This is a genomic window from Paenibacillus sp. FSL R5-0475, assembly GCF_038004585.1.
Classification (GTDB): Bacteria; Bacillota; Bacilli; order Paenibacillales; family Paenibacillaceae; genus Paenibacillus_AQ.
Genome location: NZ_JBBORK010000001.1, coordinates 2,429,440 through 2,455,454, shown reverse-complemented (window position 1 = coordinate 2,455,454; position 26,015 = coordinate 2,429,440). Strand labels below are relative to the sequence as shown.

At 42.7% G+C, this 26,015-nt stretch carries 24 protein-coding genes and 1 pseudogene; 15 read left to right on the top strand and 10 right to left on the bottom strand.

Annotated features, from left to right (window positions below; all coding sequences use genetic code 11):
- Window positions 1-12: 12 nt before the first annotated feature.
- Window positions 13-477, top strand: coding sequence for a hypothetical protein (locus tag MKX41_RS11075; RefSeq protein WP_340970415.1), 465 nt, complete (start codon window positions 13-15; stop codon window positions 475-477).
- Here MKX41_RS11075 and MKX41_RS11070 read toward each other — a convergent pair.
- The 3 genes from MKX41_RS11070 to MKX41_RS11060 all read right to left on the bottom strand — a co-directional run bounded on the left by MKX41_RS11070 (window position 469) and on the right by MKX41_RS11060 (window position 5,698).
- Window positions 469-1,707 carry a winged helix-turn-helix domain-containing protein gene (locus MKX41_RS11070; protein WP_340970412.1) on the bottom strand — a complete coding sequence of 413 codons (1,239 nt, stop codon included), beginning with the start codon at window positions 1,705-1,707 and terminating at the stop codon, window positions 469-471. The two genes, MKX41_RS11075 and MKX41_RS11070, sit on opposite strands and share 9 nt — an antisense overlap.
- 107 nt (window positions 1,708-1,814) lie before the next feature.
- A complete protein-coding gene (locus tag MKX41_RS11065; RefSeq protein ID WP_340970409.1) occupies window positions 1,815-3,902 on the bottom strand; it encodes an ABC transporter ATP-binding protein in 2,088 nt (695 codons plus the stop codon).
- 47 nt (window positions 3,903-3,949) lie between these two features.
- Window positions 3,950-5,698: an ABC transporter ATP-binding protein gene (locus MKX41_RS11060; protein ID WP_042188935.1), complete on the bottom strand. Its 1,749-nt coding sequence runs from the start codon at window positions 5,696-5,698 to the stop codon at window positions 3,950-3,952.
- A 547-nt stretch (window positions 5,699-6,245) separates the two neighbouring features.
- Here MKX41_RS11060 and MKX41_RS11055 point away from each other — a divergent pair.
- On the top strand, window positions 6,246-6,563 hold the full coding sequence (locus tag MKX41_RS11055) for a HesB/YadR/YfhF family protein (RefSeq protein WP_340970406.1): 318 nt from the start codon (window positions 6,246-6,248) through the stop codon (window positions 6,561-6,563).
- Between the two features lie 76 nt (window positions 6,564-6,639).
- Here the strand turns inward: MKX41_RS11055 and MKX41_RS11050 are convergent, their stop codons facing one another.
- Entirely contained in the window at window positions 6,640-7,155 is a 516-nt protein-coding gene (locus MKX41_RS11050) for a hypothetical protein (protein ID WP_042128412.1), read from the bottom strand.
- A 124-nt stretch (window positions 7,156-7,279) separates the two neighbouring features.
- On the opposite strand from MKX41_RS11050, the gene MKX41_RS11045 reads away from it, so the two are divergent.
- From MKX41_RS11045 to MKX41_RS11035, 3 genes are all read left to right on the top strand, one after another.
- Window positions 7,280-9,028, top strand: a complete 1,749-nt coding sequence (locus MKX41_RS11045; RefSeq protein ID WP_340970403.1) for an ABC transporter ATP-binding protein — start codon at window positions 7,280-7,282, stop codon at window positions 9,026-9,028.
- Window positions 9,029-9,161: 133 nt separating this feature from the next.
- Entirely contained in the window at window positions 9,162-9,680 is a 519-nt protein-coding gene (locus MKX41_RS11040) for a sigma-70 family RNA polymerase sigma factor (protein ID WP_340970401.1), read from the top strand.
- The gene (locus MKX41_RS11035) at window positions 9,673-10,611 is read left to right on the top strand and encodes a DUF4179 domain-containing protein (protein ID WP_340970399.1); all 939 of its coding nucleotides are present in this window, start codon (window positions 9,673-9,675) and stop codon (window positions 10,609-10,611) included. Before MKX41_RS11040 ends, MKX41_RS11035 begins: the two co-directional genes overlap by 8 nt.
- Before the next feature lie 76 nt (window positions 10,612-10,687).
- Here the strand turns inward: MKX41_RS11035 and MKX41_RS11030 are convergent, their stop codons facing one another.
- On the bottom strand, window positions 10,688-11,131 hold the full coding sequence (locus tag MKX41_RS11030; RefSeq protein WP_042188929.1) for a DUF441 domain-containing protein: 444 nt from the start codon (window positions 11,129-11,131) through the stop codon (window positions 10,688-10,690).
- A gap of 1 nt (window position 11,132) precedes the next feature.
- A complete protein-coding gene (locus MKX41_RS11025; protein WP_042188927.1) occupies window positions 11,133-12,137 on the bottom strand; it encodes a YpdA family putative bacillithiol disulfide reductase in 1,005 nt (334 codons plus the stop codon).
- A 181-nt stretch (window positions 12,138-12,318) separates the two neighbouring features.
- On the opposite strand from MKX41_RS11025, the gene MKX41_RS11020 reads away from it, so the two are divergent.
- The 4 genes from MKX41_RS11020 (at window position 12,319) to rsgA (ending at window position 15,912) form a co-directional block, all read left to right on the top strand.
- Window positions 12,319-12,915, top strand: a complete 597-nt coding sequence (locus MKX41_RS11020) for a DUF2087 domain-containing protein (RefSeq protein ID WP_340970396.1) — start codon at window positions 12,319-12,321, stop codon at window positions 12,913-12,915.
- A 121-nt stretch (window positions 12,916-13,036) separates the two neighbouring features.
- Window positions 13,037-13,492 (top strand): DUF3939 domain-containing protein, encoded by a 456-nt coding sequence (locus MKX41_RS11015; protein WP_076283499.1) that lies wholly within the window; start codon window positions 13,037-13,039, stop codon window positions 13,490-13,492.
- A gap of 160 nt (window positions 13,493-13,652) precedes the next feature.
- Window positions 13,653-14,324 (top strand): HAD family hydrolase, encoded by a 672-nt coding sequence (locus MKX41_RS11010; RefSeq protein ID WP_340970393.1) that lies wholly within the window; start codon window positions 13,653-13,655, stop codon window positions 14,322-14,324.
- 496 nt (window positions 14,325-14,820) lie between these two features.
- The gene (gene rsgA / locus MKX41_RS11005; RefSeq protein ID WP_076283500.1) at window positions 14,821-15,912 is read left to right on the top strand and encodes a ribosome small subunit-dependent GTPase A; all 1,092 of its coding nucleotides are present in this window, start codon (window positions 14,821-14,823) and stop codon (window positions 15,910-15,912) included.
- A gap of 120 nt (window positions 15,913-16,032) precedes the next feature.
- Here rsgA and MKX41_RS11000 read toward each other — a convergent pair whose 3' ends face one another.
- Window positions 16,033-16,659: an FMN-dependent NADH-azoreductase gene (locus tag MKX41_RS11000; protein ID WP_042188917.1), complete on the bottom strand. Its 627-nt coding sequence runs from the start codon at window positions 16,657-16,659 to the stop codon at window positions 16,033-16,035.
- A gap of 494 nt (window positions 16,660-17,153) precedes the next feature.
- Complete coding sequence (locus tag MKX41_RS10995) at window positions 17,154-17,393, bottom strand: hypothetical protein (RefSeq protein ID WP_042128392.1); 240 nt, start codon at window positions 17,391-17,393, stop codon at window positions 17,154-17,156.
- 142 nt (window positions 17,394-17,535) lie between these two features.
- Here MKX41_RS10995 and MKX41_RS10990 point away from each other — a divergent pair, with 142 nt between their 5' ends.
- Window positions 17,536-18,204: a hypothetical protein gene (locus MKX41_RS10990; protein ID WP_042188915.1), complete on the top strand. Its 669-nt coding sequence runs from the start codon at window positions 17,536-17,538 to the stop codon at window positions 18,202-18,204.
- On the opposite strand, the gene MKX41_RS10985 is transcribed toward MKX41_RS10990, so the two are convergent.
- A complete protein-coding gene (locus tag MKX41_RS10985; RefSeq protein ID WP_340970388.1) occupies window positions 18,191-19,885 on the bottom strand; it encodes an alpha-amylase family glycosyl hydrolase in 1,695 nt (564 codons plus the stop codon). The genes MKX41_RS10990 and MKX41_RS10985 overlap by 14 nt on opposite strands.
- Window positions 19,886-20,158: 273 nt before the next feature.
- Between MKX41_RS10985 and MKX41_RS10980 the strand changes: the two are divergent.
- Window positions 20,159-20,587, top strand: a pseudogene (locus MKX41_RS10980) (ABC transporter substrate-binding protein); the annotation flags it as partial.
- A gap of 32 nt (window positions 20,588-20,619) precedes the next feature.
- On the opposite strand, the gene MKX41_RS10975 reads toward MKX41_RS10980, so the two are convergent.
- The gene (locus MKX41_RS10975) at window positions 20,620-22,062 is read right to left on the bottom strand and encodes a recombinase family protein (protein ID WP_340970387.1); all 1,443 of its coding nucleotides are present in this window, start codon (window positions 22,060-22,062) and stop codon (window positions 20,620-20,622) included.
- Window positions 22,063-22,622: 560 nt separating this feature from the next.
- On the opposite strand from MKX41_RS10975, the gene MKX41_RS10970 reads away from it, so the two are divergent.
- The 4 genes from MKX41_RS10970 to MKX41_RS10955 all read left to right on the top strand — a co-directional run bounded on the left by MKX41_RS10970 (window position 22,623) and on the right by MKX41_RS10955 (window position 25,993).
- On the top strand, window positions 22,623-23,030 hold the full coding sequence (locus MKX41_RS10970) for a hypothetical protein (RefSeq protein ID WP_340970385.1): 408 nt from the start codon (window positions 22,623-22,625) through the stop codon (window positions 23,028-23,030).
- A 115-nt stretch (window positions 23,031-23,145) separates the two neighbouring features.
- On the top strand, window positions 23,146-23,331 hold the full coding sequence (locus MKX41_RS10965) for a hypothetical protein (protein ID WP_340970383.1): 186 nt from the start codon (window positions 23,146-23,148) through the stop codon (window positions 23,329-23,331).
- 320 nt (window positions 23,332-23,651) lie between these two features.
- Entirely contained in the window at window positions 23,652-24,137 is a 486-nt protein-coding gene (locus tag MKX41_RS10960; protein ID WP_340970381.1) for a hypothetical protein, read from the top strand.
- Window positions 24,134-25,993 carry a phage terminase large subunit family protein gene (locus MKX41_RS10955; RefSeq protein ID WP_340970379.1) on the top strand — a complete coding sequence of 620 codons (1,860 nt, stop codon included), beginning with the start codon at window positions 24,134-24,136 and terminating at the stop codon, window positions 25,991-25,993. The genes MKX41_RS10960 and MKX41_RS10955 overlap by 4 nt, the downstream gene beginning before the upstream one ends.
- Window positions 25,994-26,015: the final 22 nt, after the last annotated feature.

Here is a 26,015-nt window from a genome sequence, read left to right as displayed (position 1 = left end):
TGGAGGGGAAAGATGAAGCATACACAAATACCAGAGAGTGAACAATCCAAGGAGTTATTTGCGTATTTTGGACTAGCAGTTTATTATGGTCAAGCTCTAGAACAGCAGTTGACCAATTTGTTATTGCTCACCAAATTATCACAAGGGAAGACGCCCACTGAAGCAGATCTGACTGATTTGTATCAGCGAAAACTCAGCAATTCACTCGGTCAACTCATCAAAGAAATCCAGCATCACTTTCCTTTCTCAGAGCAAGAAACCGCTCAGCTAGAAGAAGTGTGGAAGCAGCGTAACCATATCGTTCACGATTATTTCAAGGAACGGATACAAGAAACGTTCACCCCCGCTGGAAGGGCGAAAATGATTGAGGAGTTAAAACGATTCAAAAATAAAGCAAGAAGGCTAGAGATCAAATTACAAGGCTATTGTACAGAAATGTTCACGAAACTGGGGTTAGAAGAGGAGACTTTACACTAATAACCCTTCTAATCCGCACTCCTCAACAACCTCCGGTCTAAAATGAATCTTAGAAGCTCTAACGCAGCGTGACAGTGCAGATAGAGCTTCGCCTAATGCCGGAAGCATCTCTGGCGTTAGGTGTTCACCGGGTTCCCACCACCAATTCATAATGTTCAATGTTTGGCTCTTCTTATCCATCACCGGTTCAAATCTCGCAATAAAACGATCATTATATAATATAGGCAGTACATAATAACCATACTCCCGTTCCAAGGCTGGTTTATAGACTTCCCAGCGGTAATGAAATCCAAATAATTGTCGGATCAGCTCTCGATCCCATATCAAGTTATCGAGTGGAGCTAAGACAGCCGCAAACGAATAACTTGAATGACTCTCAGCATCTTCAGACTCCTGCTGTATTACAGCTTCTAAAGTTAGAGCGTCCATGCTACGGATGTAGAGTGGAAGCTTAATACCCTCCACTAGAACTTCTCTGAGACTGTCTGCCAATAACAGTCTTTGAATCGCTTCAGTGCGTTCCTTGCTCTTTAGACCAGAAATTCCAAGCCATCCATCGCCAGATTTATTCCATAACAGTCCGATGCTACCTATTCTACGCAGCACATACCAATCATGAAATTGTTCATCAGTGGGGTTAGGGTCTTCGGTGTTTAAAAGATTATGAGGAAGCAGGCGTTCAGTGAAATCGTAATACCGACGGGTATGAACACGATGATGAACGACTACTTCCCCCCAAAAGTACATACTTTCCAAAGCGGCCCGGGTTAATCTAGCCGGAGCCCAAGCCCAATCCACCTTATCCTTACCATCTAGATCCAGAGAGGAGAGGGGACCGCGCTTTAATAGCTCTTCACGAACCTGTTCTACTGTATCCATTACTGGCTCATTGGCCCGATGGCGTGTGGCTGATGCCTCTCTTCTGCGTTTAAAATAAGGCCAGTCCTCTGTACAATAAATGGACATGTTCTTGTCCCAGCCATCTATTAGAAGTCGGTCTTGATACAGTAGCTCTTGGGCTTGCTCAGGTGTAAAACCGGGAACTCGTGCTTGGAGGACAAGCTCATGGTTATGGCCTGCGATGTTAAGTGGATCATATTGGATACAGCCTACGTGACGAACGTAATCATAAACACTAAGTTTACCGGCAGGAAGAGCGCCCCTAGTTAACTTTTGGTGAGCCAGGAGAAAAAGTCGAGCTTGCTTCTTAGTTATAGTGTATGTACGCATCAAAAGCCTCCTTCATCTATATGTATTATTTTTCATTTTACAGAACAAACGTTCTAATATCAAGTATAGAAAAACCCTGAATCACAGGATGTGACTCAGGGGATCGATTACATCTTCTCTAACGATGGTTGCAAGCTGCCTAACGAAGGTCGGGAGGGTGCACCAGTGTTATTGTCTATACTGTTAGAACCAGCACCTACTTGTAGCTGGTACATCCGGAAGTATCTACCGCCGAGTGCCATCAGCTCATCGTGGCTACCGCGCTCTACAATCTCACCATGATGCAGAACAAGAATCTGATCTGCACTGCGTATCGTGGAAAGACGGTGTGCGATGATGAATGTGGTGCGTCCTTTTTTGAGGACTTCTAATGCATCTTGAATGACGCTTTCTGTCTCCGTGTCGATATTGGAGGTTGCTTCATCAAGAATCAGAATAGCTGGGTCGAAGGAGAGCGCTCTGGCAAACGAAATCAATTGCCGCTGACCTGCAGAAAGGGTGCTCCCTTTTTCAATAACCGGTTCATCAAAGCCTTGAGGAAGGTGGGCCAGCAATTTATCTGCTCCGACTTCCCGTAAAGCCCGTTCAACCCGTTCGCGTGAGATTCGTTCATCCCCCAGGCTGACATTGGAAGCAATAGTACCAGTGAAGAGGTAAGGGTCTTGAAGAACAATCCCCATGTGATTGCGTAGCCATTGCTTCGGAATATCTGTAACCTTCTGGCCATCAATCGTGATTTCACCTTTCTGTGGATCATAGAACCGGAATAATAAGTTGATGATCGAGCTTTTTCCGGAACCGGTGTGACCTACTAGAGCAACAGTTTCGCCTGGACGTGCTTCAAAGGAAATATCGCGAAGGACGAAGTCTTTTTTATAAGCAAAAGATACGTTCTTAAACTCCACTTTTCCTCTATAGCGCGGCATGGAACCATCGGTAACATTCTCCCCAGGCTCATCCATAAGAGTAAACACACGACCCGCAGACACCATAGAAGTGTCGAGGTTTGCAAGCTGATTCACCATACCTGTAATCGGTTGGAACAAACGTCCAAGCACATCGACGAAGGCGTATAGAACACCTAAAGATACAAATGTAGAACCCGTAATACTGCCATGTCCGAAATACCAAAGCACCATCACAAAAGAGAGACTGCGTAGAGAGTTCACCAGGTTGTGGGAAGTGAAGGCATTCAGATTCAGCATTTTATTCTGATATTTCAAGTAGTCATCGTTCAGATGCTCAAATTCTTCACCAAGCTGCTTCTGACGGCGGAATATACGAACAATGGACATTCCTTGAATCGATTCATTAATGATAGCGTTGATCTCACTCAGACGTGAGCGGATGATCGTATTGTATTTTGTAGCGATTTTGCGATAGAGCACGATCCAAAGAATAAGAATCGGGATGATGAACAAGCTGATCAGACCTAGCCGAACATCGAGCAAGAACAAGGCGATGTATACACCAGTAATATTAATAATACCAGTACTGAAATTAGAGAGAACGGCAATAAATAGATCCTTAATCGCCTCGGTATCATTAGTTACACGTGAAACTACCTTACCTGCTGGCAAGTTGTCAAAAAAGTAAACCGGAAGTCGCTGGATATGCGCATACACATCTGTTCGTAGTTTTCGGATTACCTGATTCGCCGAAGATTGCAGCCAATAGGTTTTACCGAATTCGGCAAAGATCGAGATGACCAGGAAGATAGCGTACAAACCGACCAGCTGATAAATACCAGGGAGCTCAGGTTTGTAAAAATCAAACAGTTCATCCGCTGAAAGTTTAACCGCAGGATAGATGACTTCATCCTGGCCGCGCGTGATATGCATTTCACCATTACTGAACTTTCTCTCACCATCGGACTGTGTTACGGCTTCATTGATAAAGTAGAAACTTCGTCCCGATTGAAGAATGCGAATTTCTTGACCCTTAGCTTCCCCGGGTTCAAAACGGTCTCCGCGTTTGTAATAAGCGTTGTTATACTGAACTGCCTCATCTTGTGATGCAGTACTAAAATAAGGCTTTTCGATGGCCAACATATGATTGTCAATCATGCTTTTGGCAATAAATGGACCTGCCAGTTCAGCCGCTACCCCGATGGAGAGGAGTAGGAGGGCTGCGATAAAGGTTTTTTTTGCGGTCAATGCGTATTCAAGCAGGCGTTTGCCTGTACTCTTTGTCAACGGTGACACCTCCTAAAAGTTTTGCTTAGTCATAGCTAGTATGTCTTTTAATCATTCGATAAATTATTCTCTACTTGCTGCCGATCATACTGTTCGCGGTACCAGCCATTCATATCCAACAGCTCTTGATGCGTACCACGTTCCACGATATGTCCGTTATCAAGTACGACGATCATGTCGGCATGTTGAACAGCAGAGAGGCGGTGCGTAGAGATCAATGTAGTCTTTCCCGCACGCTCTTGGCGAATATTCTCAATGATCTGAGCTTCAGTACGAGCATCAACAGCGGATAAGGCATCGTCCAGAATCAGTACATCTGGATTTGCGATAAAGGCTCTGGATAAGGATACACGTTGTTTTTGTCCACCGGATAAGGATACTCCACGTTCACCAACCAACGTATCTAAACCATCGGATAATGTTCCTAAGTCATTTTGGAAGGCGGCAGCTGTGATAGCTTTCATGATCGTATCGTCATCCGCGTTGTCTAGACCAAATTGAATATTCTGACGTACTGATTTGGAGAACAGGATCTGTTCTTGAGGAACATAACCCATCCAGCTGTGTAGCTGATCCAATGAAATCTGTTGAATCGGAACTCCAGAGATGAGAATTTCACCATTACCTGTCGGATATTCACGAAGCAGCTGTTTGAGGAGCGTTGATTTACCGCTTCCCGTACGACCGACTACACCTAGTGTTTGCCCTTGGTTTAAGGTCAGACTGACATTGCTTAGATTGTCAATCGTCGATGAGGGATAACGGAAGGTCACATCGTTAAGTTCAATTCGGGTAGGATTAGCAACTTGAACCGGATTGGCCGCACTTTGAACATCCGCTTTGGAGTTTAGCGTCTCATCAATACGTTCGAGAGAAGCACCACCACGTTGCATGATGTTAATAAGCTCTCCAATAGCGAACATCGGCCAAACGATCATGCCGAGGTACATGTTAAAGGAGACAAGATCCCCTAGGGTGATCTGATTACGGAACACAAGATAAATCCCATAGGTAAGACCGATAATGTAGCTGAGCCCTACGCAGAACCGAATCGTCGGTTCGAAGAAGGCATCGACACGGGCGACGGCCATGTTCTTGTTGTATACATCTTCTGTAATATCCGAGAATCGTTTCTCATCAAGTCTTTCTTGTACATAAGCACGGATAACTCGCACACCTGAGACAGACTCGAGAACCTGATCATTCATATCTCCGAACGCATCTTGTGCTAAGCTGTAACGATCATGGATCGCTTTACCATAAAAAATCATAGCTATTGCAATTAGTGGTAATGGTAAGACTGCTGCAAGTGTCAGCTTCCAGCTGACAAGAAAACCCATTGCGAATAGTACGACAGTGAGGTAAATTGTAGAATCCACTAGGGTGAGCATCCCGAATCCAACGGTAGCTGAGACAGCTCTGATATCATTGGTTGCCCGAGCCATCAGGTCGCCGGTTCTATTGCGTTCGAAAAACGACGGGGTCATGGTCATCAAATGATTCATAAATCTCGAGCGCAGCAGGCGCTCTACGAGGTTGGAGCCTCCGAATAATTTGTGCATCCATATGTAGGTAATCCAATAAATGACTAGCAGCAAAATGAGGATCATACCGATATACTTGGCTAACGATGCTGTAGTAATAGAACCGCGTACTATGTCGTCAATGGCATTGCCTAGCAGACGTGGGGGGAATAATTCAAGAACACCTACACCAATAAGTAAGATAAGGCCAATCAGGTAACGCCTTTTTTCTCGGCGAAAGAACCAGCCGAGATTACGGAGAACGGAGAACAAGTAAATCCCTTCCTTTCGAGTTAAAGTACTAACTGTGATGTTGGAAAAAAGCGCAAGTGGTTATCTCGACAGCCAAGAAAAAACGACGTTGTCGTCCTTCAAAGATGACTACCGACAAAAAAAGGCATATCATCCGAAAACGGACGATATGCCTGTAATTTACAGCTATCATGCGCACGGTGCTATACAGCACCAGGCATGTGAGAGACCTTCAAGAACTAAAGTTATACGATCAATTACACTCGCAGGGAACTTCAGGATGGTTTCACCACTTGGGCTGCTTCGGTATTCGGTTGATTGGAAATTCCAACAATAGTTATTTGATATGGCTGTAACTTCGTAAACACCGCGCTCACCCCTTTCATTGATTTAATAATAACTTTTGGTAATAACTAGTAGACCGTTAGTTATGTTCAGAGTTTATCACTCGCTTCGCAAAGTTGTCAAACTAATTTTTGAGGAGCTTGGGAAAACATTAATTGTATAAAGGTATTTGAATATCGATTCATTTTCAGTATGATTAGACTATACAAAGGAGCTGAGAGAGATGAACATGGAAATTAGTCAAGCAGCGGCAGCTTGGTTTAAAAGAGAACTGGATCTTAAGAATGGAGACTATATTCGTTTATTTCCCCGCTATAGCTCGGGAGGTGGACTTCACCCTGGTTTCTCACTGGGTATCGGGACGGAGGCACCAGGACGTCCGGCAATACAAGTTGAACAAGACGGTATTGTGTTCTACATGGAAGAGCAGGACTTATGGTATATGGAAGGTTACGGCTTAACTATTGTGTATTCTGAGGCTGACGATGACATTGAATATATGTATGAAGCCAAATCGGTGCCTGGCGGAGTACAGGTTTAAATGTCTTAATTTTGTTTTTTTTACTAATGTGAAAAGCCCTTGCCAAAAGGCAGGGCTTTTTCTAGTGTTGATATAATCAGTGCGAATTGCGAAACGTTTCTTCCTCCATAGCAAAATCGAAATCGTCAATGTCGTATACTTGAACAGGGACTCCACCTTCAATAATGCGTTGAATCAGCTCGAATTGATCTGTAAGAATAGGCACCTTCTCACGTTGTGAGGACAATAGAAGCTCCGTTTCGATAGGATCGAACGTTTCGCCGTAGACAGCGGTATCCATGCTGTTAATGATGGTAATCTTTGATTGTCCGCCTAGTAGAATACCAGAGCTTTTTGCCCAAGGAACGGCCAGACAGCGGTTGATTTTTTTAGCATTAAGTGGCTCTTCAAAATAGGCAATGAGCTCACCAATCTTGAGTTTGACATGCTTGTCATCATCTGGACGGTTCATTAACGGATCATCACTGTCCCGCAGTTCGTATAATTCCATCACGGTCGTATAAGGCACTATATATTCTACAGGGCTGCTCGATATGAGAAGCTGGCCGTAAATCGCCATCATGACGGCTTCCGTCACAAATTGTCTAGACATCTTTATCCTCCTGAAGTTCGGGTACTGCTATCGTACTTATGGACTTAAAAATATAAAAACACTGTAGAGCGCAAAAGTCAACTGTACTTAGCAACTCAGTAAAGAGAAAGGACAGAATATCCCTGTGAAGCAATGGAAATCATATTTTACTTTTGTACGGCCTTACATGAAATGGATTGTGTTTACGCTCTTTATAGGTATGATCAAGTTCAGCATCCCGTTGACACTGCCTATGATTCTGAAATACGTAGTCGATGATCTGCTGATGAACCCTGCCATGAGTGCCCAGGAGCGGGTATCGCAATTGATGCTCATCCTCGGAGGCGCTTTTGTTTTATTCGTAATTGTAAGGGGACCGGTGGAGTATTACCGGCAGTATTTTGCCCAGCTGATCACAAGTAAGATATTGTTCGATATGCGGAATAAGCTATACAGTCACTTACAGCGGTTATCGCTGCGGTATTATCAGAATACAAAAGTGGGGGAAGCGATTTCGAGATTTATAAATGATGTGGAACAGACTAAAAATTTAGTAGAAGTCGGAATGATGAATGTATGGCTGGATTTATTTACGCTAGTGTTTGCGCTTGGTTTTATGTTTTATTTGAATCCAGTGCTGGCGCTAGTATCTATCGCTGTACTTCCGTTCTACGCCTTTGCGGTAAGTAAACTATATAAACGACTTAAAGTGTTAACGAAAGACCGTTCACAGGCTCTGGCTGGCATTCAAGGCTATCTTCATGAACGGATTCAAGGCATTTCGATCATCCGTAGCTTCACCATGGAAAAAGTGGATCAGAAGCAGTTCGAAGATATCAACGGTAACTTTCTCAAAAAAGCGATGGCTCAAACTCGTTGGAATGCGATTACCTTCGCGATTATTAACACACTAACGGATATTGCACCACTGCTAGTCATCGGATACGGTGGTTATCAAGTGATTCATGGTAATTTGACTGTGGGAACCTTTGTTGCTTTCTTCGGCTATCTGGACCGGATGTATGCGCCGCTGCGTCGATTGATTAATTCCTCGACAGTGCTCACGCAAGCCTCGGCTTCCCTTGAACGGGTGCTTGAGCTGCTGGACGAGCCTTATGATATCGTGGATAAACCGGGAGCAAGACCTCTGATGAATGCACGTGGTGAAATTGATTTTCATAATGTTTGGTTCAAATACAACGAAGAGAATGATTGGGTACTGAAGGATATTAATTTAAGTATCAAACCTGGTCAGACGGTCGCTTTTGTTGGAATGAGTGGTGGCGGGAAGTCCTCTCTCATAAGCTTGATCCCGCGATTCTATGACATAAGCAAAGGTAGCCTCCAGATGGATGGTCAGGATATACAGGGTTTGACGCAGGAGAGTTTGCGAAGAGCCGTTGGGATGGTGCTTCAAGATAATTTCTTATTTAGTGGGTCTGTACGAGATAATATCTTGTTCGGCAATCCTAATGCTACAGAGGAGCAAGTCCTCTCGGCGGCGAGAGCTGCCAATGCGCATGATTTTATTGAGCAGCTGCCGCTAGGCTATGATACAGAAGTGGGAGAACGTGGAGTGAAGCTGTCCGGTGGGCAAAAGCAACGGGTAGCCATAGCAAGGGTGTTTCTTAAAGACCCAAAGGTTCTTATATTAGACGAAGCTACGTCAGCACTGGATCTGGAATCAGAGCATTTAATTCAACAAGCGCTGCAATCCCTCTCGTCGGAACGTACTACACTCATTGTTGCGCATAGACTGTCTACCATTACACATGCTGATCAGATCGTGGTGCTTGAGAATGGTGAAATCACAGAACGTGGTACACATGAGGAACTAATGGGACTGGACGGAAGTTATGCGAGATTGTTTAACGTACAGCATTTGGATACATGATAAGATCTAACATTATAATAAATTACTTAGGTGGTCTTCTCGGGAGAGAGGGCCATTTTTTTAAATCCATTTGAGTCTTTTTGAATATCACGTGCGTCTAAAAAATATAAGCAACATGAAAGGTAGTGAGAACTTGAATACAACAGAGCTGGAGGAAAAGGCGATAGCGGGTGATGAAGACAGCTTTACTGCATTGATAGACGGGATGCAAGAGCGTCTTTACCGTATGGCGTACTCCTATGTGAGGAATAAGGATGATGCGCTGGAGATTGTACAGGAGACCGTTTATAAAGCGTTCATCTCAATTCATAAACTGCAGCAACCTCAATATTTTAAAACTTGGCTCACAAAAATAGCCGTCAATTGTGCCTTGGACTTTATCCGAAAATCTAAAAAAATCGTGTATATGGAGAAAGACCCCGAAGGCAGCTACGCTTCAGAACCCATAGAGGATGTCATTGATCTTCAGGAGGCGCTAAGAGTCCTTGATAAAAGATCAAGAACGATCATTGTGATGAGGTATTTTGAAGACTTGCCCATAAAGGAAATTGCCGGGGTATTGGACATGCCAGAGAGTACAGTGAAAACCGTCATCTATCGGGGATTAGGGAAATTAAAAATTAATATGAAGGGGAGTGAGTATTTTGGATAATCAACTTGAACGTTTACAGAAAGCATACAACGATATTGAAATCCCCGAAGAACTATCACAAGCTTCTCGAAAAGGTATTGAAAGAGGAAAACGCTATAAACAACAGAAAAGAGGAATAAAAATGAGCGGATTAAAATGGACAGGATCAGTTGCAGCAGCAGTTATCATTTCTTTTACAGTGGGTGTAAATACGGTACCCGCCTTCGCGGATAGTATGAATCAAGTGCCCGTTCTAGGTAAGCTGGTAAGTGTATTGAAATTTACGGATGGAAGTGCAGGCGGCGGCACGATTCAGGATGGAGTAGATGTCAATTTCATTTCGTTGAAACATCAGAAGAACAGTGATCAAATGATTTTAAATTTTGCGAATTCGGATAATACACAAGACCTTGCAAGCTCTTATAACGTAAAATTCACTGACAATCCTTATACAATGACCGTAACCGTGAGTGGGGCAAGGAACTTCTCAGCTGTTAAAGATCTTGAGACATTAAAAGAAAGCAAGTATGTTCAAGATGCTTATCCTTTAATTACATTGGATGACTCGATGATACGTTTCAATGTAACCTTCAAAGAGCCAGTTGCTTATGAGGTGAAGGAATATAAGGATCCGGCACAGGTGGCGATTACATTGAAGGATAAGAAGGGTGACGTGGAAGAAGGAACTTCTATCTATTCACTTAGAACAAACTCAGAGCCTTCCGGCGAGAGTCAAGGTATGGCTGAAGAGATGTTATACGGGTTAGAGAACGTGCGCGTATTAAAGGATCAGAAGGGATTATTCCTAGTGGAAGTTGGGTATTTTAATACAGAAGCAGAAGCTTTGGCCCAACTGAAAAAAATTCAAACAGAGTATGGGGTTGGTGATCTATTGTTTGTAGAAAAACGATCGTCTCAGGAGATTCCACAATCCATTTCTCAGGCTGAATAAAAATAAAATAGAGCAGCGATTCTCTCGATATGGAGAATTGCTGCTCTATTTTTGTGTTGAATGGTTGCTCCACCTTTTACATTTTGCCAATCAAGAGCGACAAAATACCGGCTGCGATAAGCGGTCCTACAGGGACACCCTTGAACAATGCAACGCCAATCACTGTTCCGATCAGGAGACCCGCAACAACTGTGGGCTGGTTGGTCATAAGGATGGCTCCGCGTCCACCAAGATAAGCGACGAGAATGCCGATCGCAATCGCAAGAAGAGACTTCCAGTGGAGGAAGGACTGACCGACCATCTGCAGCGATATTTTTCCGCTGGCCAAAGGCGTCATGACCCCGATCGTAAGAATGATTATCCCGATGGTTAAACCATATTTCTCAAGCCAAGGGAAGGTCTGCTGCAGGCCAAGAACTCTTAGCAGTAGTAGGACGACCATTGCTATTGTTACAGGGGAATTACTGCTTATAATACCGAGCGCAGCAAGACCAAGCAAAAGCAAAGAGGTCATGTCCATCTTAAACGTTCAACTCCTTATTGTGAGAACTGCGCTTCGCAAGAATGTGATCTGCGATAAGTTTACCATGCCCACGTCCTGTCTCAATAAATACTTCATTCGCATTGCGGCCTGAAGCGATTACTCCTGCAACATAAAGACCTGGAACATTACTTTCCATAGTTGAAGGATTAAAAGCTGGCTTATCCATATCGTCATCCATAACTACGCCGGCAGAAGTGAGAAGCACCCGGCTAGGCCGGAAGCCAGTTAAAGCAAGGACGAAATCATTATCTATGGATTTTTTGTCTCCATTATGACTCGTAACTATAACCGAACTAGCCGTAATTTCAGTAACACGTGATTCCAGATGTAGAGTGATTTTACCCTTTTGTACCATCCCTTCAAAGATTGGCCGAACCCAAGGCTTAATATTCGAGGAAATGCTCTCACCACGATAGACCATATCGACTGTAGCTCCAACGCGCATAAGCTCCAGTGCTGCATCTACCGCTGAATTACTGCCACCAATGACAGTAACTTTCATCCCTGTATACGGATGGGCTTCACCGAAATAGTGGGTAACTTTAGGAAGTTCTTCCCCTGGAATACCGATCATATTCGGTTGATCAAAATAACCTGTAGCGATAACGACATTTGCAGTGATACGTGTGTGATGCTCACCACGCATATTGGACGTATGTACAGCATAGGTTCCATCTTCCAGAGGCTCAATGGATAACGCTTCTTCGTAAGCGGCGATATCTAGACCATACTGCTTCGCAGCCCGGCGGTAATAGACAAGAGCTTCATGGCGGTATGGTTTATCATTGGTCGAGGTGAAAGGAACGTCTCCGATTTCTAATAACTCAGCGGTACTGAAGAATTGCATATTTGTTGGATACAAATAAATGGAGTGAACGATAAAGCTTTTTTCAATAATGAGACTGGACAGTCCTTGGCGCTGGCATTCGATAGCTGCCGAGAGGCCGCAAGGACCTGCACCGATAATAATTACATCTTTCATACAGTGGGTTACCTCCTGATTGTTACTATCTTTTCTTTAAATCCTACCCTAAATTCATTCATTTTGCCATAAGCATAAGGTTAAACATAATAACCATTGCAAGAATAATGTTAATTGTTATATAATTAGATATATATCTAATGTGTATCTAGCTTTTGAAAGTTGAAGGAGTGTGATTCCAATGCAGTTAGAAAAAATAGTGAACTATCATAAAGCTTTGGCTGACCCAACACGTCTTCGTTTATTGTTGCTTCTGTCACAAGGAGAAATGCACGGACAAGCGCTGGCTGAGAAATTGAATTTATCACAACCAACGGTAACTCATCATGCAGCGAAATTGCGTGAAGCAGCTCTAATAAAGGAACGACGTGACAAAAATACAGTTTATTTTAAGTTGAATCCAGAATTCATTAGTAGTGGCGCTGAGGCTTCACTTCAGTTTATTTTTTCGAAAGGAGCGAGAAATATGGAAGAGAAATCACCTGAAAATAGTCTAAAGGAGTCTGTGCTGCGTAACTTTTTTTCGAAGGATGGGCGGCTTCGGCAAATCCCGGCACAATATAAGAAGAAACTGATCGCACTTCAGTTCATGGTTGAGAAGCTAGAGCCAGGGGTAGTTTATAGTGAGAAGGAAATTAACGAGTTTATTAAGCAGTTCCATGAAGATTTTGCTACCATTCGGCGTGAATTTATTATGCATCAGTTTATGTATCGTGAGAATGATAAATATGAACTTAATCCCCAAGAAATTTGGATGCGTTGGGAAGATGTCAAATAATGATCATAAAGTTGTTAACAATTTGTGTCTTTTGGAAATATGCTGATTAAGAGGGAGGAATTCGAATATAATAGAATTGTAAGCGTTAACAAAGATAGTTTTTCGAAAGGAGACTTGTCTTATGTTTTTTAAACGCACAAAAAAACAACCCCAATCCGATCATATTACCGTTACCCTAACCCAAGTCAAGCAGGCGATCAGACAGTTTGAAGAAGATATGCCTGCGCTCATTAATAGAACAGCTTTAATCCTTGACGACAAAAGAATAGATTTGAGCAGACTAAAACGGTATTTAGGAGGAATTCCAGAGCAGAATTTCTATATGTCACGCGAGACCTATGAAGTTTTCGAGGAACAAGATAAGCTTGTTCCGTATTACCTTGATATGGTTCAGTCCGCTGTAGACAATTACATCAGTGATACAGGACAGTTGCCACTTGTTGAAGATGCATGGTTACCTGAGGTTCATTATCGTTTGCTAGCCACAGAAAGTTATCTCAAAGAAACCCCTCCTTTCCCACTGTATATCACAGAAGAGGAAATGATGCTGACACATCGTGCGGAGCATTTTGAGTAAATGAATAAATCAAATATAAAGCCTATAAAGACTGTTCAGTAGAAGGGGAGACAGCAGTTCCTTTTTACAGAATGGTCTTTTCATTGTCTTCAAAGGCATAGTACAATAGATTTCTGTAAGTTAAATTTTATAATCAACAGCATATAAGGGGAATCGCTTGATGAAAGAAGTACAAGCTATATTATTTGATTTGGATAATACTTTAATGGATCGTGACCATACATTTCGCAGTTTTAGTACTCAGTTTGTTCAGGATTTTCTAGGACATTTGGAAGCTGAAGAAGCGCAGAAGGTAGTAGAAGATATGATTCACAGAGATGCTGATGGTTACCGTGATAAGGACGGATTCTTCGTAGAGCTAAGCGAGGTACTGCCTTTGGAAACACCAGTTACGGCTGAACATATTCGTGCATATTATGATGCAAGTTATATCAATCATGGTGCTACGATGAAGGATGCTGTGGACGTTCTGAAGTACTGCAAAGAGCGCGGTTATATACTTGGTCTGGTTACCAACGGCAAAGTAGATATCCAGAACACCAAAATTGATACCCTTGCCCTGCGAGAGTACTTCAAGGCTATTGTCATTTCTGGAGAAGTAGAAATCGCTAAGCCTGATCCTAAGATTTATCAACTTGCATTAGACAGATTGGGAGTTACTGCGGATCAGACATTGTTTATTGGAGATCACCCGGTGAATGATATCTGGGGTGCAGGGAAAGCAGGTCTACAAGGCATTTGGCTGCAAAGAAAACATGCCTGGGACGAGCAATTGGACATACAACCTTGGAAGATAATCTACGAGTTGAATGAGCTTAAGTCCATTTTGTAATTTTATCAAAATTTATAGTTGACATTATACGGCAGCGCCGTTTATGATAACAGCATCTTATTTCGGAAGGAGACGATGTTTTATGACAGTTTTAAATGTAATGAACTCAACTGTTGTGGATACGTGTCTTCCGGGAACAGCGGCTGCCGAATAAGTTATTCGTGCAGTTTAGCAGGTAAGCTCTATTACGCTTATTAGAGCCGCGGGAACCGTATTGGGTCCGGCGGCTTTTTTGCGTATATAGAATACATAGGAATTGTAGTTAATTGTCTATTTCTCTATATATCGCACGGGAAAATGAACTTATCCTTGTCTTTAGGATGAGACATTTTCCTGATTATGTGTACACTTTTTGTCCTTTTCGTTCTAGAAGAGTTCATGAAGTGTGACCGCCGCCGGAGTCTTAAATTCCGACGGTTTTTTGTGTTCCCGGAAAATGCTAGCAGTACATGGTAAATAAAAACAAAAACTTAAACAGATCTTTAGGAGGATTCAAATGACTAACATACAGCAATATGGTTGGAATGAAAATTGGAGTTCAAAATGGGATGAAAAGTGGAAGGAGACGGAGGATAAACGGCTTGTTCCCGGAAGAATTGTAGGCGATTTTGGCAGTAAGTATAGGGTGATGACTGATTTGGGAGAGACATGGGGGGAGCTATCAGGCAAGCTGAGACATACGTTTGTCGCTTCAGGTGATTTTCCTGCGATCGGCGACTGGGTGGCTCTTTCAATGCAGGATGGCGGCGAGCATGCGATTTTACATGGGATATTGCCTCGGCATAGTGTCATCTCACGTAAGGTAGCTGGTAACACACAAGAGGAGCAGATTGTTGCCTCGAATGTAGACACTTTATTTCTGGTCAGTGCTTTGAATGATGACTTTAATGTTCGACGGATGGAGAGATACTTAATCATGGCTTGGAACAGCGGGGCCAATCCAGTCATTCTACTGACCAAAGCAGATCTTTGCCTAGATGCAGAGAGTAAAATTGCCGAAATGGAAAGCGCCGCACCAGGTGTGCCAGTTCATGCGGTTAGTGCACTGCAAGATAATGGCCGTGAGAAGTTGCTGCCTTACATTGGGAGTGGACAGACAGTAGCTCTAACGGGCTCATCAGGCTGCGGCAAATCTACGATGGTCAACTGGTTATGTGGAAAGAATCTTCAGCTTACACAGGATGTAAGAGAAGGAGATAGCCGTGGACGTCATACCACTACCCACCGTGAATTGTTTATTATGCCGGACGGAGGAATCATAGTAGACACACCAGGGATGCGTGAGCTGCAGCTGTGGGAAGATGAGGGTGGATTAGATCTGGCGTTCAGTGATATTAGCAGCTTAGCTGCTGCATGTCGGTTTAGTAACTGTAGACATGAACGTGAGGAGGGCTGTGCGGTACTTGAAGCGGTTCATAACGGTGAGCTCGAAGAGAAGAGACTGCTGAACTACCGAAAGACACAGCGGGAGCTGCTGTACCAGAGCACCAAAGAGGTGAAGCTCAAGAGAAAAACTGCAGCTTCTTCTAAAGTTCATTCGACAAGGACTAGAGGGTACGGTTGGCGTAAAGAACTTGATGAGTATTAGAAGAACTTTATAGACAGCGACGGAGCCAAGAGTAGTGTTCCAATAGGCTAGATAGTCAAAAAAAAGGGTGACCCTGAGCTCAGAGTCACCCTTTTTTATTAAATTCTCTTATAGCTTGTATTAGAACGATGCTGCAGTTTCCTTAGCCAATTGCAATCCGTTCTCAATAATTTCAGCGGATTGTGCAGGAAGTTGGTTGTGACCTTCGATGATTACTTGAGTAATATCTTTGATACCCCAAAGGTTAAGGTTACCAACGATGAAGTTTACAGCCATTTCAGCACTTGCTGCAGGACCTTCGGAATAAATGCCACCTCTAGCGTTCAGTACGATTGCTTTTTTACCTGTCAAAAGACCAACTGGACCTTCAGCAGTGTAAGAGAATGTTTTGCCAGCTTGGCAAAGGTAATCGACATAAGTATGCAATACAGCTGGTACAGTCATGTTCCACAGTGGGAAACCGAATACTACTTTATCAGCAGCGATAAACTGTTCCAGATATTTATTAACTACAGCAGCACCTGCTGCTTCTTCAGCTGTTAGTTCGTAACCTTGAGCAGCTTTGTACATACCAGTGATCAGGGTATTGTCGTAGTAAGGAAGTTGCTCTGCGAACAAATCAAGTTCAGTGATTTCATCTTCTGGATTGTTGAGTTTGTAGTTCTCCAAAAATTCATTGTAAAGCTTAACACTTACGGATTGTTCTGCTGGACGGTTGTTTGCTTTGATAAATAAAACATTAGACATTATGATTGCTCCCTTGGATGTGTGTATTTAATATTAACTATAAATAATATAGCATGTATTTTTTTGTTTGTAAATTATTTTTTTGTGATTTTTTTGGGGGAAAAGAGTATTTTATAAAGGAACAAGAGTTTGAATAATAGAAATCCCGGTTAATAAACTTACAAGGAAACAGGAAAATATTCCCTATATTCATAAGGATCTGAATGAATTAAAAGGAGCGATGGACATGTCCATTGATCGGTTTATCATTAAGAAATTGGATAGCTGTCACGAAGAGCATACACGCCAAAATTTAGTGAGTCTCTTTAAACTTCGAATACAGAAAGCTGAAAAAGCAGAGAATAAGAACTATAAGATTAGCTGATATTGTCCCATACTGGTGTAATCATTCATTACTAAAGCTGCAAAACTTAAAAACAGCAAGTCTCTTTCAGAGACTTGCTGTTTTGTCTGCCAAAGGATAAAAGAAACTTCACAAAAAAACTACCCCTCTATTAATAGAGGGATAGCGCCAATGAATCATTCTCACTATAACTGTGCAATATAGCCTCAGAGCCTTTAATTTCGATACTAATTAATGAATTCAGGCATTTCTGGATAGCATTCTTGCCCTTTTGAATTTTGAGCTCCAACGTACTGTTAAGTAATCTAAGTACTTTTTGAGTGGGCTGTTTATTTTCTGTTGTGAAATACACAGGTACAAGTTTGTTCTGAAATGTGATGAGCATTCTCATTTTGAAGACACCTCGCTAAAAGTATTTCATGTTAATGATAATACCCTTTGTTTCTTAATTTTACCTTAAAATTAGCTTATGATAACATAAAGATTGTTAGATTAATATACATATATATGAAATACAGGAAGGATACAATGATGTGAATGACAATGGATTGGCCGATTTAACGCATTTTTTATTTCCAGATGAAGTAATGGGGCAAGCAGTTCTGGATCAGTTACATACAGGTTTAAACGCAGAACGGATCTGTAGATTGAAATATAAAGAGAAGGAGGAAATGAAGGATCTGTGTCTGCAAATACATAAAGACCGGATACTAGTAATCTGCAATAGTAACCCGGAAACCCTGCCCTATGAATTAAAGGATGAAAGTGAAACGGAGAGCTTTTGTCTTCAGCTGTTCGAATGTGAGAACATGAAGGAGCTCTTTAATCACGGGATTCCGGCATTACTAATGTCAAAAAGAAAATTTGAGGAGCTGAAAAAAAGCTCATGCTCATCCACGCTGCAAATGCTCTCAGATTGTTTAGCAGCAGAGACAGGGGATGATGTACATTCCATCCAACTAGCACGGGTAATGAAGTGCTTCATGGCGGAAGGAGAATTACGACTCTGTACGTCCAGTGACAGTGGATGGAGCTTCCAGAAAGCACGCTTCTTAGGCGATCATTCCAGTGGCTGGTTGTTACGAATGAGCAGTGATCCATCCAAAGACTGGCTTATAGCCCTCCCGATTACAAAAGCTCAATTATGTGGGTCAGTAACAAAGTGGGTGTTACATTCTTCCGCATTTCTCACTCCACAATAGCAGTTGAATAAGGAGGGAGGGTAAGTTGATCTGAATTCAAGATCGATTTGACAGCAATCGTCTTTAGGATCTTGGAGTAAGAGAAACCCTCGACATTGGGTTGTAGTACAATAGTTTGTTCTTCTCCAGTAAGGTTATGAACGACGAGCACCTGATCCTGTGTTGTTAGTCGTTCGTAAGCCATAACCCCGGGATTGCCAGAAGCATAGTCACGGATTCCGCCATCCCGGAGCGCAGGAATCTCATTTCTTAGCGCAATAAGCTCGCGATATCTTTCTAGCATTGAACCACTGTCATTCAGCTGGCTCTCAACATCAACGTTTATCGCACCCGCATTATTACGTCCGGCCTCCCAAGTAGTCTGACCCTCTCCTTGATCAGCTGCACTCCATCTCATAGGCTCTCGAAGTCCTTCATCTGGCTTCACACCGCGCATTCCAATTTCTTCACCATAATAGATAAAAGGATTCCCAGGCAAAGTTAATAGTAGGGCTGCTGCCATTTTTGCATGATTCGGGTTATTGTCTAATTGACTCATGACTCTGTTTTGATCATGATTCGTCAAGAAAGTAGCATCGGTAAATTGGTTATCGGATATTTTGGAATACAATTTATAGGTTCGTTCCAGCGTAAAGGCCGTTCCACTGTCTTTTTCAGTTTTTACAGAGTTCACCAGTGTTTCTGCTAAGCCAAAGTTAAAGCTTGAGTTAAAAGCTTGATCTAAATAAGCTCCGACAGTGACAGCAGAATTCTCCCAGACCTCGCCAACTATATATGCCTCTGGATTTACTTCATTCATAGCCTTGCGGAACTCCTGCCACCAGGATACATTTTTAGCGGTAGTAGCCTCACTTTTATCACTCAAAAGATCTTCGTAGATATGCTTCGCAGCATCTAGTCGGAAGCCATCCACACCTTGCTCCAGCCAAAATTTTCCGATGTCCTTCATTTCAGTACGAACTTCTGTATTATCGAAATTCAGATCAGGCATGCCTTCCCAAAATCCGCCCAGATAATGACTGCCAAGTATAGAATGCCACGCACTGCCACCGCCAGCAGCGCTGGCTCCATTTGCGGGACGACCTTGATCTTCAGCCCAGACGTACCAATCGCGATATTTGCTGTCACTGTTTTTAGCCGAGTCTACGAACCATGGGTGTTCTTTGGAGGTATGATTCACAACCAAATCCATAATTATTTTAATTCCTCGTTTATGCGCTTCTTTAATTAGCTCCTGCATATCCTCAATCGTCCCATAATCAGGATTAATCGCACGATAATCGGTTACATCATATCCATGATAGCTTGGTGATGGGTTGATGGGCATGAGCCAAATCCCGCCAATCCCCAAATCAGTCGTGGTTTCAGGATTCCCATCATTTAAGTAATCCAGCTTTTGGGTGATCCCTTTTAGATCTCCAATGCCATCGCCGTCTGAATCATAGAAGGAACGAACAAATAATTCATAATAAACAGCGGAAGGTTGTTCATCCGTCTTATTTATCAATGCTTGTGGTGTAGCGGTGCTCTGAATGGAGTCTGCTTTAGGGGAGGGCGTGGCAATGGATGTTTTGTTGCTTTGATTACCAGAACAACCGGACAGCAGTAATGTCGTTAGACTGATGCCCACCAGAGAGCATATTGTGATTTTTTTGGTTTTGAATGTAACACCTTTATACATATGTAATAACTCCTTCTATTGCAAATTTTCTGATTCTAGAAATGGAAAGCGCTTTATTTCCTATAGTACTCGAATGCATCCCCATGGGTAAAACGTTTGCACAGATACAAAAACAGCAAATTAAACGATATTTATCCATTCCTTTAATAAAAGTCGCTAGTATCATGGTTATTCTTGGATTTCCCTAGGTTATTGGAGGTTTTAACCTTTTCGTAGGCATCTGCATATGCTTTAAGCAAGGGCGAAGGACCCGGTAAGAAAGGAGAATGAAGAATGAAGATTAGGAAAAAGCTGTCATTGTCGCTCATGATCATTACTTTATGCTTTTCAGTGCTTGCCGGTTGCGGCGGAAAGTCAGAGTTGGTACAGGTGAAGATTGGTGAAGTCACCCGTTCTGTCTTTTATGCACCCGAATATGTTGCCTTATCACAAAATTTCTTTAAAGACGAAGGACTTGACGTAGAACTACAGACGATCCCCGGTGGAGATAAAACCATGACTGCACTCCTCTCAGGTGCCATCGATGTTGCATTGGTAGGTTCTGAAACCTCCATTTATGTGTATCAACAGGGTTCAGATGATCCGGTCATTAATTTTGCACAGCTGACTCAGAGGGATGGAACGTTCTTGTTTGCCCGTAAAGCTGACGGAGCGTTTAACTGGGATAAAGTGAAGGGTTCTACCTTCCTGGGGCAGCCTAAGGTTATATTAGAAATACCTTATTTACTGCGGCATTAAAGGCGAACTTTTATATGGATAGAGGATGAATTGGTTACTTCTACTGTTTTAACGAGTTGTCTAAGAGCGTTTTTCTGTTCACTTCGGTTCTTAGATTTTAGATCGTTTTTCATTAATCCTACACGATTAACAAATTCCTTTTCTAAGGCTACTTGTGTATCTTTTTCAGCAAGTTTTATTTGGTCTTCTAATTTCTGGCGTTGATCTTGAATACGATCTCTTGCTATCCTGAAATCTTCTTTATTAATTTCTGCATCTTCAAATAACTCAATCTGTCTCTGCATTTTGATATCTAACTTTTTTAGATTGGCTTTTAAATTAGAAATGTTGATTTCAATTTGTGGCTCGTTTGAGTTAATTTCTTCACTCTTAGCATTAAACTTATCAGCATTCAATAGATGATCAATGACTGTATTTTCAAGCAAATCTCTGTCTATAAAATGATGAAAACATTCCGCTCTCTTCATGTAACTAGAACAAACATAGTGAAAATACTCTTTTCCACTTGGTTTCTTTCTGTAGCGACCAAACATTGGTCGTCCGCAATGAGTACAATTAACAACACCAGTGAGGAGCCACCGCTCATTATCGGCTTGCTTTCCGCTTGTTTTTCTTGCTGTTATTGCTATTTGTAGCCGCTTAAATGTTTCTTTGTCGATTATGGGTTCATGATGGTTTTCAATTACAATCCATTCCTCTTCAGGTCGAATAAGACTCTTTCCGCGAAGTGTGTACCCACGATTATAAACAAACATTCCAGCGATCGTTTCTCTTCGCATTAGTTTACCTACCGATAGTTGAGTAAAGGACTTTCCATCTTTAGTTTTCACGCCCATATCATTAAGTCTTCTCATGACTCGATGCGCTCCCTCTCCTTGGAGCATCCAATTCACCATTTTACGAACAATTTCAGCCTCTTCCTCATTAATTACAAATCTTGAATCTACAACGTTGTATCCAAAACAAGGACGACTGACAGCTTTATCAGTATTTGTAACAATGGACATTAGGTTTTCACGAACTCGTTCCCTATTTCTTCCTCGTTCAAATTCAGCAAATGCGCCAAGAATTTGTAATACCATCCGACCTGCTGCGGTAGAGGTGTCAAATCGTTCTCCTGCAGAAGCAAAGCCGCACTGTATTTCATCTAGTTCATCCACTAGGGTGAGAAGATCTTTGAGGTTCCGGCAAAGGCGGTCTATCTTTGTAATCACAACCATATTCAACTCTTTATTTCGAGCCATCTTTAACATTCGGGTCAATGCAGGCCTTTTCATGCTTCCGGCGGAGTAACCATCGTCTACAAAGGTTTCGATTTGTCCTTCTAATTCCATTGCATGACAATAAGCTCGGAGTCGTTCTTCTTGCTCATTAAGTGAATTTCCCTTTAGAGCTTGTTCATCAGTACTGACGCGGATATACAATGCAATTTTCTTCATACGGTATACCTACCTTTCACTACTTATGCTAATTAAGGTAACACCGGTACAACCTTATGTAAATATATTGAATATTGGTATATATCATTACCTAGAAAAAATTAGCAAAATAATTCCAAAATAATAACAAGAACTTATCAGTCATTAGGTTTTTGAAATGATATATTTATAGCATAGGAAATCAAGAAAGAGCAGCACCCGACACAAACCAGTACCTGTTTGACGGCGGTAGGTAGCCAAGAGCTTAAACCCTACAAAGAGTCGCAAGGGTAACATTGCGGGATAGCTGTTCTTTTTGTTTTCTATGCTTCATAACGTAAGACCTTCTGAGGGGGCGTTCAGCGTCTCTTCATACAAAGGAAGGTAAACCATCGCCCCTATGAGTACAGGCTGTACGAGAGGACTTCGTGCGGTCTGGCAGGGGCATTACGTGGGGTTGTAAAGGTAGCCCATTCTTTTCCTTAAGATATCAAGTAAACATTTTAATTATTAAAGAGAAAGGTAATACATATATTTTATGGAATTAATCTATGTAGAAAAACATTATAGGAGGGTATCAAATGGTAACTTTATTTAGTCAAGAGAAGAAGTTTATTTGTGAAAACTGTGGTGCCGATATACTTATAGGTAATGATAGGGGGCCAGGAATTATTGTTCTAGTTGAGGACGAGAACAGTGTGACTTATGACGTTTATGCATCTTGCAAGGGTAAGTGCGATGAAACATTAAAGCGTAGTCGAGCGAGGGGCGGAAGCGATGGTTGGCGGGATGTAGTAGACTTTACAAACCCGTTACTTTTCGTCAAGTACACAATGTCGGGGATTAATTTAGCTAATCAACAAAAATTTACTCCTGAAGCGCTTGAACAGTACAAGCAAATTTTGTTTGTTGCATTCCAACATGTTCTAAGAGAACCAACAAAAGGCGAGCTGGATCAATATGATTTTGAGAGTTCCTTACCGTTTTAATCAGTAAGATCATATCGAGTCAAATAGTCCATAACTATATCAACCTCATAAAATCATGTTCAAGGCTGCTCATAAAAGAGTGGCCTATTTGTATTTCATGGAAAGGGTGATGGTGATGCTTGAACCTGCAGGCTCATTTAAAGAGTTGATGGACCGCATTAGGAGACATACGGAAGAATACTACGCAGCCCTCCTTGAGCAAGGCCACAGCGAGCAAGCAGCAATGTTAATGATAGAGGAAGAAGTAGGAGAGCTTGCTCTTATGCTCAGCAGTTTCATGCCTACAAAACAGGATAGGTGAGGCAAGGACGCTAAAGAAGGAAGATGAAGCGTAAAAGCGTCATATTTGGGGCGAAAAAAGCATTTTTTAGCTTTTGGGTCCCTCTGAAAAATAAAAAAAGAATGCGGGTGCGCGTGAGCCCGAAAACCGCTCAGATTTTATTTTTTATTTCTGCTTTCCCTTTACCTTCTCTACAGGGATCGCAAGAGCTTATTTCAGAGTCTTTCATACCTCAATTCGATAAATATATCTTCAAATAATAGAGCGCTAAAAACAGCCTTGAAATCGTTCTGAGAGAGCGAGCTATTTCTATGCGCAAAAAGGAAAGTGGGGAATGACATATGAGGAAAGGAGAAAAAAAACCGGAGGGTGTTGTAGGCACGAGTGAACTGGCTGCTGTTGTGGGGAAGACCAAACAATGGATTGGTCAATTGACACGTGACGGTGTGCTTGCTCAGGTTGCACGGGGGAAATACAACCTAGCTGAATCAGTTCAGGCTTATATTCGGCATGTGACCGGAACAGCAGAAGTGGGAAAGATCAGTTACAACGACGAGAAGGCACAGCACGAACAAATAAAGAAAGAAATTGCGATTCTGGAGTTGGAGGAGAAGAGAAACAACCTGCACACAACTGGGGATGTGCTGGATGCATGGGGCGAATTGGTTGTAAGTTTTCGGGAGAGGTTGCAGGGGCTGCCTCCGAGGATGGCAACCGAACTGTCACACATGACTGACGAGAAGGAAATCCGTTTATTGATGGAAGCCAAGATCAACGATGCTCTAACCGAGCTCGCAAAATATGACCCGTTGGCTGAGAGAGAATGAACGTACAGCGAAAGCAGACCTTCACTCTTTTACGTCAGGCAATCCAACTCGTCAAACCCCCAGAGCCGTTAAGTATTGCTGAATGGGCTGACCAGCACCGCATTCTTTCACCAGAAGATTCCTCAGAAAAGGGACCGTGGAGAACAAGCCGCTCACCCTTTCAGAAAGTGCCGATGGAAGCTATTTCTGATCCAGAAGTGGAGTCAGTTGTAATGATGTGGGGCGCGCAGCTAGGCAAAACGGCTGTTCAATTGAATACAATCGGCTATTATACCGGGCATGATCCAGCGCCGATCATGGTAGTACAGCCGGATTTAGTAGTCGCGAGGGACTTTTCCAAGGACAGACTTGCTCCAATGTACCGAGATTCTCCGCAATTAGCGAAGCTCATAACCAAAGATAAGAGCAGGGACACCAGTAACACCATACTATACAAGTCCTATCCAGGCGGCAGAGTCAACATAGCAGGTGCGAATTCTCCGGCTTCACTGGCTTCCAAACCGATTCGCGTTGTCATTGCTGACGAAATTGACCGTTTCCCAGTGTCTGCTGGCAAGGAAGGCGACCCTGTTTCACTTGCTACAGCCCGTACAGATACCTTCTATAACAAAAAGCTGGTATTTGTCTCCACGCCAACAATCAAGGGTATGTCCCGAATCGAGAAGCTGTATGAGGACAGCACGAAAGAAGAATGGTGTGTGCCATGTCCATCTTGCGAAGAGTACCAGCCGTTCAAGTGGGGGCAGATCAAGTTTGAATACGACGAGGAAACTTCGGACTGCATTAAGGTTGAAATGGCTTGCAAACATTGTGGTGTATTGCATCCAGAACATGAGTGGAAGAATGACTACGCCGAACGTGGTAAGTGGATTGCGAGTAAAAAGCACGCAACAACACGGGGGTTCCACCTGAATAGTTTGGCTGGGACAATAAATGTTACTTGGAAAAAGCTTGTTAATGATTGGATGAAGGCTCAGCGGGGTGGATCCCAGCTGCTCAAAACGTTCATTAATACCAAATTGGCTGAGACTTGGGAAGAAAAAGGGCAGAAAGTAGAGCATGAAGTGCTCCTCAATCGCCGTGAAATGTACCAAGCTCGGGTGCCTATAGGTGTAAGATACCTCACTGCAGCCGTCGATACTCAGGACACACGTTTTGAAATTGACGTGATGGGCTGGGGAAAAGGGTACTCAAGTTGGAGAGTTCAGCGCCATATCATCGTCGGGGATCTAAATCAGCAGCAGCCGTGGGATGAACTGGATGAGTTCCTGGCGCGAACCTGGAAGGATGCAGAGGGACGAAATTTCCGTCCAGTCAGAATCCTTATTGACTCCGGGGGACACCACACATTAAAGGTATACAAGTTTTGTAAGCCGCGACAAGGCAGAAATATTTACGCTTTGAAGGGTGAAGAGAAAGGTGACGGAACGGAGACTCCGTTGCTAAACGGGATAAGTACAAATAATGTTGTTAGTGCGACTGTAATCCGTGTCGGAGTATCTGAGGGGAAGGCTACAGTATTTGCCTCTCTTAAATTGGAGCCGGGGAAGCCAGGGTCATGTCGATTTCCGTTGCCACACCCTGACAACCCAGATGCTTTCGTGTATGACGAGGAATATTTCATGCAACTAACAGCAGAACAATTGGTAACCCGGTACAAGGAAGGTCTACCTTATACCGTTTGGGTTAAAACGCGAGTGCGAAATGAGGCGCTTGACCTTGCTGTTTACAATCGAGCAGCTATAGAAATGATCAATCCGAATTTCGACTTGCCATTGCCTGACCCTGTAAAGGTGAGGGAGGCTCCAGCTAAAGGCAAAAAGCCAAAGAAAAAGAATGTACCCAGCAGCATTTAGACCAGATGAAGGAGGTGAGAAA

What these genes read in the sequence shown, in the direction of transcription:
- MKX41_RS11025 (WP_042188927.1), bottom strand. Translation starts at nt 12,137, where the DNA reads ATGAAAGATGTAATTATTATCGGTGCAGGTCCTTGCGGCCTCTCGGCA.
- MKX41_RS11010 (WP_340970393.1), top strand. Translation starts at nt 13,653, where the DNA reads ATGAAAGAAGTACAAGCTATATTATTTGATTTGGATAATACTTTAATG.
- MKX41_RS10965 (WP_340970383.1), top strand. Translation starts at nt 23,146, where the DNA reads ATGCTTGAACCTGCAGGCTCATTTAAAGAGTTGATGGACCGCATTAGG.
- MKX41_RS11015 (WP_076283499.1), top strand. Translation starts at nt 13,037, where the DNA reads ATGTTTTTTAAACGCACAAAAAAACAACCCCAATCCGATCATATTACC.
- MKX41_RS11075 (WP_340970415.1), top strand. Translation starts at nt 13, where the DNA reads ATGAAGCATACACAAATACCAGAGAGTGAACAATCCAAGGAGTTATTT.
- MKX41_RS10960 (WP_340970381.1), top strand. Translation starts at nt 23,652, where the DNA reads ATGAGGAAAGGAGAAAAAAAACCGGAGGGTGTTGTAGGCACGAGTGAA.
- MKX41_RS10975 (WP_340970387.1), bottom strand. Translation starts at nt 22,062, where the DNA reads ATGAAGAAAATTGCATTGTATATCCGCGTCAGTACTGATGAACAAGCT.
- MKX41_RS11070 (WP_340970412.1), bottom strand. Translation starts at nt 1,707, where the DNA reads ATGCGTACATACACTATAACTAAGAAGCAAGCTCGACTTTTTCTCCTG.
- MKX41_RS10995 (WP_042128392.1), bottom strand. Translation starts at nt 17,393, where the DNA reads ATGAGAATGCTCATCACATTTCAGAACAAACTTGTACCTGTGTATTTC.
- MKX41_RS11020 (WP_340970396.1), top strand. Translation starts at nt 12,319, where the DNA reads ATGCAGTTAGAAAAAATAGTGAACTATCATAAAGCTTTGGCTGACCCA.
- MKX41_RS10955 (WP_340970379.1), top strand. Translation starts at nt 24,134, where the DNA reads ATGAACGTACAGCGAAAGCAGACCTTCACTCTTTTACGTCAGGCAATC.
- MKX41_RS11030 (WP_042188929.1), bottom strand. Translation starts at nt 11,131, where the DNA reads ATGGACATGACCTCTTTGCTTTTGCTTGGTCTTGCTGCGCTCGGTATT.
- MKX41_RS11000 (WP_042188917.1), bottom strand. Translation starts at nt 16,659, where the DNA reads ATGTCTAATGTTTTATTTATCAAAGCAAACAACCGTCCAGCAGAACAA.
- MKX41_RS10985 (WP_340970388.1), bottom strand. Translation starts at nt 19,885, where the DNA reads ATGTATAAAGGTGTTACATTCAAAACCAAAAAAATCACAATATGCTCT.
- MKX41_RS11055 (WP_340970406.1), top strand. Translation starts at nt 6,246, where the DNA reads ATGAACATGGAAATTAGTCAAGCAGCGGCAGCTTGGTTTAAAAGAGAA.
- MKX41_RS11050 (WP_042128412.1), bottom strand. Translation starts at nt 7,155, where the DNA reads ATGTCTAGACAATTTGTGACGGAAGCCGTCATGATGGCGATTTACGGC.
- rsgA (WP_076283500.1), top strand. Translation starts at nt 14,821, where the DNA reads ATGACTAACATACAGCAATATGGTTGGAATGAAAATTGGAGTTCAAAA.
- MKX41_RS10970 (WP_340970385.1), top strand. Translation starts at nt 22,623, where the DNA reads ATGGTAACTTTATTTAGTCAAGAGAAGAAGTTTATTTGTGAAAACTGT.